The organism is Rhodococcus sp. NPDC019050, assembly GCF_055664235.1.
On record NZ_JBVOON010000013.1, the window covers coordinates 73,580 to 87,748 of the forward strand.

General features: G+C 66.3%; 13 protein-coding genes and 3 tRNA genes. 7 read left to right on the top strand and 9 right to left on the bottom strand.

What is annotated here, in order from left to right:
- Positions 1 to 63: 63 nt before the first annotated feature.
- From cofC to AC0B44_RS14690, 3 genes are read left to right on the top strand one after another with little or no spacing between them, the layout of a single operon-like run.
- Positions 64 to 786, top strand: coding sequence for a 2-phospho-L-lactate guanylyltransferase (cofC, locus tag AC0B44_RS14680; RefSeq protein WP_471903576.1), 723 nt, complete (start codon positions 64 to 66; stop codon positions 784 to 786).
- Complete coding sequence (locus AC0B44_RS14685) at positions 783 to 2,999, top strand: RNA degradosome polyphosphate kinase (protein WP_471903577.1); 2,217 nt, start codon at positions 783 to 785, stop codon at positions 2,997 to 2,999. The genes cofC and AC0B44_RS14685 overlap by 4 nt, the downstream gene beginning before the upstream one ends.
- Positions 3,000 to 3,036: 37 nt before the next feature.
- Positions 3,037 to 3,960, top strand: a complete 924-nt coding sequence (locus tag AC0B44_RS14690; protein ID WP_471903639.1) for an NUDIX hydrolase — start codon at positions 3,037 to 3,039, stop codon at positions 3,958 to 3,960.
- Between the two features lie 210 nt (positions 3,961 to 4,170).
- Here the strand turns inward: AC0B44_RS14690 and AC0B44_RS14695 are convergent, their stop codons facing one another.
- From AC0B44_RS14695 to leuC, 3 genes are all read right to left on the bottom strand, one after another.
- The gene (locus tag AC0B44_RS14695) at positions 4,171 to 4,923 is read right to left on the bottom strand and encodes an HU family DNA-binding protein (protein ID WP_471903578.1); all 753 of its coding nucleotides are present in this window, start codon (positions 4,921 to 4,923) and stop codon (positions 4,171 to 4,173) included.
- A gap of 170 nt (positions 4,924 to 5,093) precedes the next feature.
- The gene (leuD, locus tag AC0B44_RS14700) at positions 5,094 to 5,690 is read right to left on the bottom strand and encodes a 3-isopropylmalate dehydratase small subunit (protein WP_471903579.1); all 597 of its coding nucleotides are present in this window, start codon (positions 5,688 to 5,690) and stop codon (positions 5,094 to 5,096) included.
- Between the two features lie 25 nt (positions 5,691 to 5,715).
- Positions 5,716 to 7,134: a 3-isopropylmalate dehydratase large subunit gene (gene leuC / locus AC0B44_RS14705; RefSeq protein ID WP_471903580.1), complete on the bottom strand. Its 1,419-nt coding sequence runs from the start codon at positions 7,132 to 7,134 to the stop codon at positions 5,716 to 5,718.
- Positions 7,135 to 7,261: 127 nt separating this feature from the next.
- On the opposite strand from leuC, the gene AC0B44_RS14710 reads away from it, so the two are divergent.
- The 3 genes from AC0B44_RS14710 to AC0B44_RS14720 all read left to right on the top strand — a co-directional run bounded on the left by AC0B44_RS14710 (position 7,262) and on the right by AC0B44_RS14720 (position 8,769).
- Complete coding sequence (locus tag AC0B44_RS14710; RefSeq protein ID WP_471903581.1) at positions 7,262 to 7,963, top strand: IclR family transcriptional regulator; 702 nt, start codon at positions 7,262 to 7,264, stop codon at positions 7,961 to 7,963.
- A gap of 43 nt (positions 7,964 to 8,006) precedes the next feature.
- Positions 8,007 to 8,519, top strand: coding sequence for a pyridoxamine 5'-phosphate oxidase family protein (locus AC0B44_RS14715; protein ID WP_471903582.1), 513 nt, complete (start codon positions 8,007 to 8,009; stop codon positions 8,517 to 8,519).
- Positions 8,520 to 8,601: 82 nt separating this feature from the next.
- Positions 8,602 to 8,769: a DUF5302 domain-containing protein gene (locus AC0B44_RS14720; protein WP_471903583.1), complete on the top strand. Its 168-nt coding sequence runs from the start codon at positions 8,602 to 8,604 to the stop codon at positions 8,767 to 8,769.
- Between the two features lie 60 nt (positions 8,770 to 8,829).
- Here the strand turns inward: AC0B44_RS14720 and AC0B44_RS14725 are convergent.
- From AC0B44_RS14725 to AC0B44_RS14745, 5 genes are all read right to left on the bottom strand, one after another.
- A tRNA-Glu gene (locus AC0B44_RS14725) sits at positions 8,830 to 8,902 on the bottom strand.
- An 85-nt stretch (positions 8,903 to 8,987) separates the two neighbouring features.
- Positions 8,988 to 9,063, bottom strand: a tRNA-Glu gene (locus AC0B44_RS14730).
- Between the two features lie 88 nt (positions 9,064 to 9,151).
- A tRNA-Gln gene (locus AC0B44_RS14735) sits at positions 9,152 to 9,223 on the bottom strand.
- 196 nt (positions 9,224 to 9,419) lie between these two features.
- Positions 9,420 to 10,892 (bottom strand): glutamate--tRNA ligase, encoded by a 1,473-nt coding sequence (gltX, locus tag AC0B44_RS14740; protein ID WP_471903584.1) that lies wholly within the window; start codon positions 10,890 to 10,892, stop codon positions 9,420 to 9,422.
- An 81-nt stretch (positions 10,893 to 10,973) separates the two neighbouring features.
- A complete protein-coding gene (locus tag AC0B44_RS14745; protein ID WP_471903585.1) occupies positions 10,974 to 11,750 on the bottom strand; it encodes a fumarylacetoacetate hydrolase family protein in 777 nt (258 codons plus the stop codon).
- A 114-nt stretch (positions 11,751 to 11,864) separates the two neighbouring features.
- Here AC0B44_RS14745 and AC0B44_RS14750 point away from each other — a divergent pair, with 114 nt between their 5' ends.
- Positions 11,865 to 13,055, top strand: a complete 1,191-nt coding sequence (locus tag AC0B44_RS14750) for an MFS transporter (RefSeq protein ID WP_471903586.1) — start codon at positions 11,865 to 11,867, stop codon at positions 13,053 to 13,055.
- A 46-nt stretch (positions 13,056 to 13,101) separates the two neighbouring features.
- Here the strand turns inward: AC0B44_RS14750 and AC0B44_RS14755 are convergent, their stop codons facing one another.
- Positions 13,102 to 14,112: a 3-isopropylmalate dehydrogenase gene (locus AC0B44_RS14755; protein WP_471903587.1), complete on the bottom strand. Its 1,011-nt coding sequence runs from the start codon at positions 14,110 to 14,112 to the stop codon at positions 13,102 to 13,104.
- Positions 14,113 to 14,169 lie beyond the last annotated feature (57 nt).

Below are 14,169 nucleotides of genomic sequence, written 5' to 3' on the forward strand. Positions count from 1 at the left end.
CCCAGGTGCGCAGACCGCACCGCGAGCCGCCCCCGCCCACGACCTGCTGGCACAATCACGCCCATGCCCGCCGTGCACATTCTCGTTCCGGTCAAGGCCCTCGGCCTGGCCAAGTCGAGACTGGCGCACGCCGTCGAGCCGGAAGAACGCGCCGATCTGGTGCTCGCGATGTTTCAGGACACACTCACCGCCGCCCGTGGACTCGACAACGCCCGGATCACCGTCATCACCTCCGACCGCCGGGTCGCCGCCGTGGCCCGGGAATCGGGAGCGTCCGTACTCGCAGACCCCCCGGCCACGAACGAGCGGGACCGATCGGATTCTCTGAACGCAGCCCTGCGGACCGCCGCGGAACACGCCCGGGCACAATCGCCCGGCGTCGACCTGGTCGCACTCCAGGCGGATCTTCCCGCCTTGCGCTCGCACGAGTTGGCCGAAGCGCTCGAAGTGGCGCGCGCGACGGGCACCATGATCGTCGCCGACCACACCGGGTCGGGCACCACCGCGCTGCTCCACTGCAGTCCACAGTTTCCGTTGCGTCCGCAGTTCGGGCCCGGTTCCGCCCGCCGGCACCGCGACACCGGTGCGCTCGCCGTGGAGGCGGCTCTTCCCGGCCTGCGACTCGACGTCGACACGATCGACGATCTGGGGGCCGCGGCGGCCCTCGGGGTGGGCGCAGGCACCGCCGGTGTCCTCGACCGGATCGGTTCGACACTTCCCTTCCCCTACCCCACCTCGCGCCGACCCCCTCATGCCTCATCGGTTCCTGACACAATGGAACGGTGACCAACGGCGACACCCCCGAGCAGATCGTCGGCACCGAACCGAGTGCCGGAACCGAGCAGAGTGCCGCACCCGGCACGACCCGAACGCAGGGACGCGTGGCGACCGCCACGAGTGCCCCACCTGCCGCCATCAACTCGCAACTGAAGACGGGCCCCAACGACGGCCTGCCCGCTGATCGCTACCTCAACCGCGAATTGAGCTGGCTCGACTTCAACGCACGAGTGCTGGCGCTGGCGGAGGACACCTCCCAGCCGTTGCTCGAACGCGCGAAGTTCCTCGCGATCTTCGCGTCGAATCTCGACGAGTTCTACATGGTGCGCGTCGCCGGACTCAAGCGTCGCGCGGAGACCGGACTGTCGGTCCGGTCGGCCGACGGCCTCTCCCCCCGGGCCCAGCTCGCGCTCATCGCGTCGAGCACGCAGGAACTCGCCGGCCGCCAAGCCCAGGTCTTCCTCGATTCGGTCCTGCCGAGTCTCGAAGCCGAGGGCATCTCGATCATCAAGTGGGCGGATCTCACGGCCGACGAACGCGACCGGCTCACACGGTACTTCGCGGAGCAGGTCTTCCCCGTGCTCACTCCCCTCGCCGTCGACCCCGCGCACCCCTTCCCCTACATCAGTGGCCTGAGCCTGAATCTCGCTGTCACCGTGAAGGATTGCGAGTCCTCCGGAGAGCACTTCGCCCGAGTGAAGGTGCCCGACAACGTCGATCGGTTCGTCCGCGTCGACCGCGCCGGTTCGATGCACGGTCTCGCCGCGTTCCTGCCGCTCGAAGAACTTATCGCCGCACACCTGGACGTGTTGTTCCCCGGGATGGAAATCGTGGAGCACCACGCGTTCCGGGTAACGCGCAACGCGGATTTCGAAGTCGAAGAGGACCGGGACGAAGACCTCCTCAAGGCCCTCGAACGCGAACTCGCACGACGACGCTTCGGTTCGCCCGTCCGGCTCGAAGTGTCCGACGACATGACCGAGCACATGCTCGATCTGCTGCTGCGCGAATTGGACGTCGATCCCGCGGATGTCGTCCAGTTACCCGGCCTCCTCGACCTGTCGTGCCTGTGGCAGGTGCACGCCGTCGATCGTCCCGACCTGAAGGATGTGCCGTTCGTCCCCGCAACGCATTCCGCTTTCGGTGAGCGGGAGACACCGAAGAGCGTGTTCTCGACGCTGCGCGAAGGTGACATCCTCGTCCATCACCCGTACGACTCCTTCTCGACGAGTGTTCAGCGGTTCATCGAGCAGGCGGCCGCCGACAGCCAGGTGCTCGCGATCAAGCAGACGCTGTACCGCACCTCGGGTGACTCGCCGATCGTCGATGCGCTCGTGGCGGCCGCGGAGGCCGGCAAACAGGTGGTCGCGCTCGTCGAGATCAAGGCCCGCTTCGACGAACAGGCGAACATCAAGTGGGCGCGCAAGCTCGAGCAGGCGGGTGTGCACGTCGTCTACGGACTGGTCGGGCTGAAGACCCACTGCAAGACCTGCCTGGTCGTCCGCCGGGAAGGCTCGACGATCCGCCGCTACTGCCACATCGGGACGGGCAACTACAACCCGAAGACCGCGCGACTCTACGAGGACGTAGGACTGCTCACGTCGTCGCCCGAGATCGGTGCCGACCTGACCGACCTGTTCAACACTCTCACCGGCTATTCGCGGAAAGCGCAGTATCGCAACCTGCTCGTGGCTCCGCACGGCGTCCGTAAAGGCATCATCGAGCGGATCGACCGGGAGATCGAACACCATGAGGCGGGTCGCCCCACCCGGGTTCGGCTCAAGGCCAATGCGCTCGTCGACGAACAGGTCATCGACGCGCTGTATCGCGCGTCCCGCGCCGGTGTCCCCGTCGAGATCGTGGTGCGTGGTATCTGCGCGCTCAAACCGGGCGTTCCGGGCCTGAGCGAGAACATCACGGTCCGATCCATCCTCGGGCGGTTCCTGGAGCATTCGCGCATATTCCACTTCCTCGGCAGCGACGAGTGCTGGATCGGCAGCGCCGACATGATGCACCGCAACCTCGATCGCCGCGTCGAGGTCATGGTTCAGGTGAAGAACCCCAGGCTCTCCCAGCAGTTGCAGGACATCTTCGACTCGGCGCTCGATCCGGCCACACGGTGCTGGACGCTCGAGGGCGACGGAACGTGGACTGCGTCCCCCGCTCCCGGTACGGCAGCGCGCGACCACCAGATGGAACTCATGCGCAGCCGCGCATCGTGATTCGGAGACACAGGTGACCGATTCGTCCGATAAGCCGATGAAGGCCAACATCTTTGCCGCGGGTGCGGTGCTGTGGCGACCCGCGGGCGGTGACCCGAGCCGTACCGCCGACGGTGACATCGAAGTCGCCGTCGTCCACCGGCCGCGTTACGACGACTGGTCCTTTCCGAAGGGAAAGCTGGACCCCGGCGAGACCGCTGTCGTCGCGGCGGTCCGAGAGATCCGGGAGGAAACCGGATTCCGGCCCGTCCTGGGACGGCATCTCGGACGTGTGACCTATCCGGTGCCGGGGCACCGGAAGCTCAAGCGGGTGGACTACTGGGCTGCGAGGCCGGTTGCGGGCGAGTTCGCACCCAACGATGAGGTTGACGAATTACGTTGGGTAACACCGGATTCCGCCTTCGATCAGCTTTCTTATCCGATGGACCGCAGCGTTTTGCGCCGGTTCCGGTTGCTGCCTGCCGACACCACGACCGTCGTGATCGTCCGGCATGCGAAGGCGGGGAGCCGGAAGAAGCATCGGGGTGACGACCGGACCCGTCCCCTCGATACGGCGGGCAAGTCGCAGGCGGCCGCGCTCGTTCCGCAACTGCGCGCGTTCGGAGGAGACAGCGTCACTGCTGCGGACCGCACGCGGTGCATCGATACCGTCGCGCCCTTCGCCGCCGACCTGGGGGTCGAGGTGGCACTCGAGCCGTCGCTGTCGGAGGAGGAGTACAACGCCGATCCTCAACTCGGCCGCAAGCGCACGCTCGACATCGTCGCCCGCGGCGGCACGCCGGTGATCTGCAGTCAGGGAAAGGTCATTCCCGATCTCGTGTCGTGGTGGGCCGCCCGGGACGGGGTCACGCTGCCGCCGGCACGCAATCGGAAAGCGAGCATGTGGGTGTTGTCGCTGCAGGGCGACCGCCTCGTGGCAGCCGATCACCTCGACAGCCCGCTCCCCTCGAAGAAGCCCTGAGTCGCGCGCCGAGTCGGGGCGTTTCGGGCACAGCGGCGTTTTCGGCACGGCGGTTCATCACGGCGAATCCGGCACAGGGATGCCTGTGCCGGACGACGACAGCGGCTACCGGACGTGCCGGTAGCCGCTGAATGCCGTCGGTCCGCGCACGGGGCGCAAACCGGTGGGGCGCCGTCGAACTTCGGTGCCGGAGTACGTCCCGGCGCCGAACTACTTCTTGGCGGTCCTGCGGGTGGTGGTCTTCTTGGCCGGAGCCTTCTTCGCCGCCGTCGTGGTCTTCTTGGCCGCGGTGGTGGTCTTCTTCGCCGGAGCCTTCTTGGCTGCGGTGGTGGTCTTCTTCGCCGCGGTGCTCTTGGTTGCGGTGGTCTTCTTGGCCGGAGCCTTCTTGGCTGCGGTGGTGGTCTTCTTCGCCGCGGTGCTCTTGGTTGCGGTGGTCTTCTTGGCCGGAGCCGACTTTGCCGCCGTGGTCTTCTTCGCGGCGGTGGTCTTCTTGGCCGGAGCCGACTTTGCCGCCGTGGTCTTCTTCGCAGCCGTGGTCTTGGCTGCCGTGGACTTGGCCGCGGTGGTCTTCTTCGCCGCGGTCGACTTGGAAGCGGTCTTCTTCGCAGCCTTCTTCGCAGCCGCGGTCTTCTTCGCCGCAGCAGCAGCACCGCGCTTGACGGCCGGACCCGTCGCGGGGAGCTTCTGGCTGCCCGCAATGACTGCCTTGAACTGCGCACCCGGACGGAAGGCCGGTACGGACGTCGGCTTGACCTTGACCGTTTCGCCGGTACGCGGGTTGCGGGCAACGCGTGCCGCACGGCGGCGCTGCTCAAAGACACCGAATCCGGTGATGGTAACGCTCTTCCCGTCGTGCACGGCGCGCACGATCGCGTCCACAATGTGCTCGACGGCCGCCGTGGCGGTGCGCCTGTCCGAACCGAGCTTCTCGGTCAGAACGTCGATCAGTTCTGCCTTGTTCATTGTTTTCCTCCGCACATCTACGGTCCACCGTCAGACCGACTCCAGTCCACGGTAGACCCGCAAACGGGCTAGAGTCTATGTGCCACGCGGATTCTCATGCAAATAAGTGGCCGGCCCCGGTTCGACACGGAGGTCGAACCGGGGCCGGCAGAGGCGATTTCGGAGCCCGATCAGGTGGCCGGAAGCGTCCGCGGTTTCCAAGAAGGCCTTGACTTTTCGTACTCGGAAATCGCGTCTACCTGGCGCAATGTCAATCCGATGTCGTCGAGACCTTCCAGCAGACGCCACCTTGTGTAGTCGTCAATAACGAACGGCACCACGGTGGTTCCGGCGGTCACCGTCTTTGTTTCCAGATTCACATCGAGTTCGAGTCCGGGCTGCTGTTCGATGAGTTTCCAGAGCAATTCGACGTCGTCCTGCTCCACCTGAGCGGCGAGCAGACCGGCCTTGCCGGCGTTGCCGCGGAAGATATCGGCGAAGCGCGACGAGATCACGACTCGGAAGCCGTAATCGGACAATGCCCACACCGCGTGTTCACGTGAAGAGCCCGTGCCGAAATCGGATCCGGCGACGAGAACGCTGCCGCGATCGAACGGCGGAGTGTTGAGAACGAACGACGGATCGTTCCGCCACGCGGCGAAGAGTCCGTCTTCGAATCCGGTGCGGGTGACGCGTTTCAGGTACACCGCCGGGATGATCTGGTCGGTGTCGACGTTGGATCGGCGCAGGGGGACGCCGATGCCCTTGTGAGTTGTGAAGGCTTCCATCGAAATATCTCCTCGGTCCTGTGCTCTAGTCCAGATCCGCCGGCGCGGAGAGGGTACCGCGCACCGCGGTTGCGGCGGCCACTGCCGGGGAGACGAGGTGCGTTCGACCGCCCTTGCCCTGCCGGCCTTCGAAATTACGATTCGATGTCGAAGCCGACCGCTCGCCGGGCGCGAGCTGGTCCGGGTTCATGCCCAGACACATCGAGCACCCTGCCTGACGCCATTCCGCCCCTGCGGCCGTGAAGATCTCACCGAGACCTTCCTCCTCCGCCTGGACACGAACGCGCATCGAACCGGGCACGACGAGCATGCGAACTCCGTCCGCAACCTTCCGCCCCTCGAGCACTTCGGCGACGGCACGCAGATCTTCGATCCGTCCGTTGGTGCAGGATCCGACGAACACCGTGTCGATCTTGATGTCCCGCAGCGGCATACCGGGTTCGAGGTCCATGTAGCGCAGAGCCTTCTCGGCAGCAGACCGCTCGGTCTCCTCCGCGATCTCTTCCGGAACCGGCACGGTGGAACTGAGCGGGGCGCCCTGACCGGGGTTGGTGCCCCATGTCACGAACGGGGTGAGCGCACTGCCGTCGATGTGGACCTCGGCGTCGAAAACCGCGTCGTCGTCGGTCTTCAGCTGTTCCCACGCTTCGACGGCCGCATCCCAGTCCGCGCCCTTCGGTGCGTGCGGACGGCCCTTGACGAACTCGTAGGTGACCGCGTCGGGCGCGATCATGCCGGCACGCGCGCCGGCTTCGATCGACATGTTGCAGATCGTCATCCGCGCTTCCATCGAAAGCTTGCGAATCGCCTCGCCCCGGTATTCGAGGACGTACCCTTGTCCGCCACCGGTTCCGATCTGAGCGATGATCGCGAGAACGAGGTCCTTGGCCGTGACGCCGGGCTGCAATTCACCGTCGACGTTGATCGCCATGGTCTTGAACGGCCGCAGCGACAACGACTGCGTCGCCATGACGTGCTCGACCTCACTGGTGCCGATTCCCATTGCGAGAGCACCGAAAGCTCCGTGCGTGGAGGTGTGACTGTCGCCGCACACCACGGTCATACCGGGCTGGGTCAGGCCGAGTTGCGGCCCGACGACGTGGACGATGCCCTGATCGAGGTCTCCCATCGGGTGCAGGCGCACACCGAATTCCTCGCAGTTGCGCCGCAACGTCTCGACCTGCGTGCGCGAGACGGGATCGGCGATCGGCTTGTCGATGTCGACCGTCGGGACGTTGTGGTCCTCCGTCGCGATGGTGAGATCGGGACGACGCAGCGAACGTCCCGCCAGCCGCAAGCCGTCGAAGGCCTGCGGACTGGTCACCTCGTGCACGAGGTGCAGGTCGATGTAGATCAGGTCCGGCTGTCGCGCCGAGCCTTCTCCTTCACCACGCACGATGACGTGCTGATCCCACACCTTCTCTGCCAGAGTCTTTCCAGCCATGTTCTCCACCTGTCGTACGTGACGAACGCGAGACCGATTCAGGGCTGTCCGGCCCGCGCATGGTGTCGTCCCCGCCTCGTTCCGCATGCGATATGCTTCCCAGCATGCGAGACGGAGGTATCGACCTATGAGACAGCATAGCGGGATCGGGGTGCTGGACAAAGCCATGACCGTCCTGCACGCGGTGGCCGAACAGCCTTGCAACCTCAACGAGTTGTGCGTCCGGACGGGCCTGCCGCGTGCCACTGCACATCGTCTCGCCGTCGGCCTCGAAGTGCACCGTCTCCTCATGCGCGACGGCGACGGTCAGTGGCGTCCGGGACCCGGTCTGGCCGAGCTTTCCACCGGCGCGGGCGACTCGCTGGTCGAGGCCGCCTCGCTCGTACTCCCCCGTTTGCGCGAAATCACCGGCGAGAGCGTGCAGTTGTACCGCCGCGAAGGCACACATCGCGTGTGCATCGCCGCACTCGAACCGCCGACAGGTCTGCGCGACACCGTTCTGGTCGGCTCACGTCTGCCGATGACGGCCGGATCGGGCGCCAAAGTGCTGCTCGCGTGGGCCGATACGGCCGTCCAGCGTGCGATCCTGCCGGACGCGGCATTCGGGGAGCGCGTCCTCACGGAAGTACGCCGTCGCGGGTGGGCGCAGAGTGCGGCCGAACGCGAACCCGGGGTCGCGTCGGTGGCTGCCCCCGTGCGGGACAGCGGTGGCGCCGTCGTCGCCGCAGTCTCGGTCTCCGGTCCGATCGACCGGATGGGACGCCGGCCGGGTGCCCGATGGGCCGCAGACCTTCTCGCCGCCGCTGAGGCCCTGAACAAGCGACTCTGAGCGCCTCTGGCGGCGGATGTGCGTGGTATGTCACAGTTCTCGCATGGGAACCAACCGCCGCGCCGACATCACCATGACCGACCCGGAGATCTCCGAATTCCTTCACCACAGCCGTGTCGCGACGCTCGCTTCTCTCGGCCCCACGGGCATGCCGCATCTCGTGGCCATGTGGTACGCGGTGCTGGACGGGGAGATCTGGTTCGAGACGAAGGCGAAATCGCAGAAGGTCGTGAATCTTCGCCGGGACAACCGTCTCACCGCTCTCGTCGAGGCCGGTGACACCTACGACCAACTGCGAGGCGTGTCGATCGAGGGGCACGCCGAGATCTTCGACGACCACGACACCGTGTTCGCGGTGTGCCGCGACGTCTGGGAGCGGTACACCGCCCCCTACACCGAGGAAGCGCGACCGGCCGTCGAGCAGATGATGGCCAAGCGGGTCGCGGTGCGCGTCGTGCCCGGGCGGGTGCGGTCGTGGGACCACCGCAAGCTGGGTATGCCGGCAATGGAGATCGGCGGCACCACCGCGGCGTACCTAGCCTCACCCACCCCCTGAGCCAGGCCCAGAATAAATGGGGCGACAGCGCTGCTCCCCCGGCGCTACATTTTCGAGGCATCGGCGAAGGAAGGGGGACACCATGACCGACCCGGAGAAGGAACGCCTCAAACAAGAGTTCCGCGAGGCACTCCTGCGTAAGAAGCAGCGCGACGACCGCGGCACCGCGCACCTCGACGCACAATCCAAGGCTCGCGGACCGAAGGCGCACGCGGACCACCGCCGCGAGTTCCGGCGCAAGAGCGTATGAGAATCACCCGGCAACGAAAAAGACCCTCCGAGCGATGCTCGGAGGGTCTTCCACTAGCTGTACCCCCGATGGGATTCGAACCCACGCTACCGCCGTGAGAGGGCGGCGTCCTAGGCCGCTAGACGACGGGGGCCTGGACTTACCTTCGGCACACCCCGGAGGGAATGCCTGTCTTCAGAGAAGAACACCCACCGATCCGGAGATCGATGGGCAGTTCATGGTACCCCCGATGGGATTCGAACCCACGCTACCGCCGTGAGAGGGCGGCGTCCTAGGCCGCTAGACGACGGGGGCCTGAGAACTTCTTCTCTGTTGCGCTTCCCGGGGGAAGCTCAGCCAGCTTAGCTGGCCGGGACGCGGCGGGCAAACCTCCGCATCACAGCTGGGGTACCAGGACTCGAACCTAGAATGGCTGAACCAGAATCAGCTGTGTTGCCAATTACACCATACCCCAATGGACTGTCCCTTCGGCCCTGCGCACTGCGCTGTGGCCTCCGTTCCCGAACCGAGAGAAAGACTAACACCATCACCGTGTGCAACTACAAATCGGCTGGTCAAAGCCCCTAAATCTCCCTCGACGCGAAGACGCCCGCGCAGCGGAAGCTGCGCGGGCGTCTCTCGTCGTAGGTGCTGGGTGACCGAGTGCTGGGTCAGGCGACGACGGTCCGAGCCGATCGCAATCGGTCGAGGGTGCGCTCGCGTCCGAGCAACTCCATCGATTCGTAGAGCGGCGGGCTGATGTGCGAGCCCGTCACCGCTACCCGCACCGGCGCGAAGGCCTTGCGAGGCTTGAGTCCGAGATCGTCGACGAGAGCCGTTTTGAGCGACTCCTCGATGGCGGCGGTCGACCAGTCGCCGAGAACATCGAGAGCGGCGATCGCGGCGTCGAGGACCGGTGCGGCATCCGCCTTGAGGTTCTTCGCGGCGGCCGCCTCGTCCAGAGCGAAGTCGGATTCGTCGACGAAGAGGAACTTCAGGAGATCCCACGCGTCGGACAGGACCACGATGCGGGTCTGGACGAGATCGGCGGCGGTCCGGAACAACGCGTCGTCCACGTCGGCGGAGATGTGGCCGTGCTCGACGAGGAACGCTTTCAGGCGGGCCGCGAAGTCCGCCGGCTCGAGCATCCGGATGTGCTCGGCGTTGATCGCGTCGGCCTTCTTCTGGTCGAACCTCGCCGGGTTGGAGTTGACCTTGCCGATGTCGAAGGCCGCCACCATCTCGTCGAGCGAGAAGATATCGCGATCGTCGGTCAGGCCCCAGCCGAGCAGCGCGAGGTAGTTGAGCAGCCCCTCCGGAATGAACCCGCGATCGCGGTGGAGGAAGAGATTGGACTCGGGATCGCGCTTGGACAGCTTCTTGTTGCCCTGACCCATGACGAAGGGCAGGTGCCCGAACTCGGGCGTGAAGTCGGCGACCCCGATGCGTTGCAGTGCTGCGTAGAGGGCGAGCTGACGCGGCGTCGACGACAACAGGTCCTCACCGCGCAGGACGTGCGTGATCTTCATGAGGGCGTCGTCGACAGGGTTGACGAGCGTGTACAGCGGGATGCCGTTGCCGCGGGTGAGGGCGAAGTCCGGGACGGTGCCGGCCTTGAACGTCGTCTCACCGCGGACGAGGTCGTTCCATGTGAGGTCCTCGTCGGGCATCCGTAGCCGCACGACGGCCTTGCGGCCCTCGTCGAGGAATGCCTGGCGCTGTTCGGGCGTCAGGTCGCGATCGAAGTTGTCGTAGCCGAGCTTGGGATCGCGTCCCGCCGCCTTGTGCCGCTCCTCGACCTCTTCCGCGGTCGAGAAGGACTCGTAGGCCTCGCCCGCTTCGAGAAGCTTCTCCACGACACCGATGTGCAGTCCGCGACGCTCCGACTGGCGGTACGGCTTGTAGGGGCCGCCCACCTCCGGGCCCTCGTCCCATTCGAGTCCCAGCCAGCGCAACGCGTCGAGGATCGCCTGGTACGACTCCTCGCTGTCGCGGGCGGCGTCGGTGTCTTCGATGCGGAACACGAAGGTGCCGCCGTGGTGACGCGCGAAGGCCCAGTTGAACAGGGCGGTACGCACGAGACCCACGTGCGGGGTTCCGGTCGGGGACGGACAGAAACGAACACGTACTTCGCTGGTGGTCATGACTCGCTCAGGGTTGAGGATCGACAGGAGACCCTCCCAGGCTATCCCCTGACCCGGCCCCGGGAAGCGGAGACCGCTCGGTCAGGCGCCCTTCGCGACCACAGGATTGGTGAGCGTTCCGATCTTCTCGACCGTGACGGAGACGGTGTCGCCCGGCACGATCGGTCCGACACCTTCCGGTGTGCCCGTGAGGATGACATCGCCCGGCAGCAGCGTCATGACCGCCGACACCCATTCGATGAGCTTCGGAATGTCGTGCACCATCAGCGAAGTGCGGCTGCGCTGCCGTTGCTGCCCGTCGACCTCCGCCGAGATCTCGAGATCGGATGCGTCGAGATCGGTCTCGATCCACGGCCCCAGAGGACAGAACGTGTCGTGTCCCTTGGCTCGCGTCCACTGCCCGTCCGCGGCCTGGTGATCGCGAGCGGAGACGTCGTTCGCGACGGTGTATCCGAGGATCACCTCGCGGGCCTTCGCCGCGGGTACGTCCTTGCAGGGCCTGCCGATCACGACGGCGAGTTCGGCCTCGTGGTGCACGACAGACGCATTGCGGGGAATGACGATCGGCACGCCCGGCCCGATGATCGACGTGTTCGGCTTGAGGAAGATCACCGGCTCTTCCGGGACTTCGTTCCCGGACTCCGCCGCGTGCGCTGCGTAGTTACGGCCGACGGCGATCACCTTGCTGGCAAGGATCGGGGCGAGCAGGCGGACATCGGCGAGCGGCCAGCTGCGACCGGTGAAGGTCGGGGTACCGAAGGGATGCTCGGCGATCTCTTTCGCGGTTGCAGCGTCTCCCTCCCCCTCGATGCTGACGAAAGCGACACCGTCCGGACTGGCAATTCGACCAAGGCGCATGCGGGAAGTCTAACGGGGCGACGGCAACCTTCGATCGACGCGGGCGCCGCCCTCCGTATAGAGTGAGCCCAGCATTTCACGGTACGGGATTATCATCCCAGATAGTGGGACATGATGGACGCGGGAAATATCGGAGCACGGCGGTGGCTCATCCTGGCCGTCGGTGTACTGGCGCAGGCGGCGCAGGCCACTGTGATCAACGGAGTGGCGTTCCTCATCCCCTCCCTCCACACCGAGGCGGGACTGTCCCTCGCGCAAGCCGGAACCCTGGCCGGCGCACCACTTTTCGGTGGTGTCTTCACCCTCGTCGTGTGGGGTGCGATCTCGGATCGAATCGGTGAACGTTTCGCACTCGCCGCGGGCCTGGGACTCGCCTCGGCAGCGACTGCGGCAGCCACGCTCACCACGTCGATCCCCGCGCTGGGCGTACTTCTCGTCCTCGCGGGGGCCGGTGCCGTCAGCGCGAACGCGGCGAGCGGACGCGTGGTGGTCGGGTGGTTCGCCCCTGCGCAGCGAGGCTTGGCGATGGGCATCCGCCAGATGTCGGTACCCCTCGGCGTCGCGGCGGGGGCGCTTGTCATTCCCCCATTGGCGGCGAACCACGGAATCGCCTGGGCACTGGCCTTTCCGGCACTGGCGTGCGGCCTCGCGGCACTCGCGTGCGTCGTCGGAATTCTCGACCCACCCCGGCCGGATCGCGCAGCGGCGAAAAGCACCGGAATGCTCGCGAATCCGTATCGCAATTCGTGGACGCTCGCGCGCATCCACTCGGCGTCGGTTCTGCTGGTCGTCCCGCAGTACGTGGTGTGGACCTACTCGCTCGTGTGGCTGATCACCGACCGCGGATGGGACGAAACCGGCGCGGGACTGCTCATCACAGTGGCGCAGATCCTCGCCGCCCTGGGTCGTGTCGCGGCCGGAAGTTGGTCGGACCGGGTGGGCAGCAGGCTCGGGCCGCTCCGCATCGTCGCCGTCTCGGTGGTGGTGTCGATGGTCGCACTCGCCGCGTCCTCGCTGTCCGATTCACCCGTGGCGATCGCCGTCCTGCTCGTCGCCTCGATACTCACGTCCGCGCCGAACGGACTGGCGTTCACCGCGGTTGCCGAGATAGCCGGCCCGTATTGGGGAGGACGTGCGCTCGGCGTCCAGAACACCGGACAATTCATCGCCGCCGCAGCGGTCGGACCTGCCTTCGGCGCGCTCATCGCCGCAGTGGGTTTTCCGGTCGCGTTCGCGATCGCAGCGATCGCGCCGGCGGCCGCCCTTCCGGTAGTGCCGTTGGTGCCCGTGGAGGAGAAAAAGTAACCGGCCGTGCGGGTTCCGGCGTCGATCCACCGGAACCCGCACGGGGTCAGAGTGCCGCCGTGATGCGGTCGCCGACCTCGGTCGTGACGATCGGGTCCGACCCGCGCGAGGCGAGGTCCGCTTCCACCGCGCGTTCCACGCGGGAGGCTTCCTCGTCGCGTCCGAGATGACGCAGCAGCAACGCCGTCGACAGAATTGCCGCCGTCGGATCGGCCATGCCCTTGCCCGCAATGTCGGGAGCCGACCCGTGCACCGGTTCGAACATCGACGGATTCGTTCCCGACGCATCGATGTTGCCGCTCGCTGCCAAGCCGATACCGCCGGTGACTGCGCCCGCGAGGTCGGTGATGATGTCGCCGAAAAGGTTGTCGGTGACGATCACGTCGAACCGGGACGGATCGTCGACCATGTAGATCGTCGCCGCATCGATGTGGCAGTAGGCGGTTTCGACGTCGGGGTACTCGCGGCCCACGGTCTCGATCGCGCGCGTCCAGATCGCCCCGGCATTCGACAGCACGTTGGTCTTGTGGATGAGCGTGAGGTGCTTGCGGCGGGTCTGCGCCAGCGCGAACGCGTACCGCACGACCCGCTCCGCACCGAACCACGTGTTGATCGACACCTCGGTGGCGATCTCGTGCGGGGTGCCGACCCGGATCGCTCCGCCGTTGCCCGTGTACGGGCCTTCGGTGCCTTCACGGACCACGACGAAGTCGATGTCGGGGTTCTTGGCGAGCGGAGACGCCGAGCCGGGGTACAGACGCGACGGACGCAGGTTCACATGGTGATCGAGCGCGAACCGCATGTTGAGCAGCAGACCACGCTCGAGCACGCCGGGAGTGACCGACGGATCGCCGATGGCACCGAGCAGGATCGCGTCGTGCTCGCGGATCGCAGCCAGATCCGCTTCCGGCAGCAGTTCGCCGGTCGCGTTGTATCGCTTTGCACCGAGGTCGTATTCGGTGGTCTCCAGGTCGGGGACGAGCTTGCGCAACACCTTCAGCGCCTCGGCCGTGACCTCGACACCGATTCCGTCACCGGGGATGACTGCAAGTTTCATGGCTAGTGCTCACTTCCTGTGCGACGGTGGCCGCGACCGTGCAGAGACGGTCGCGGC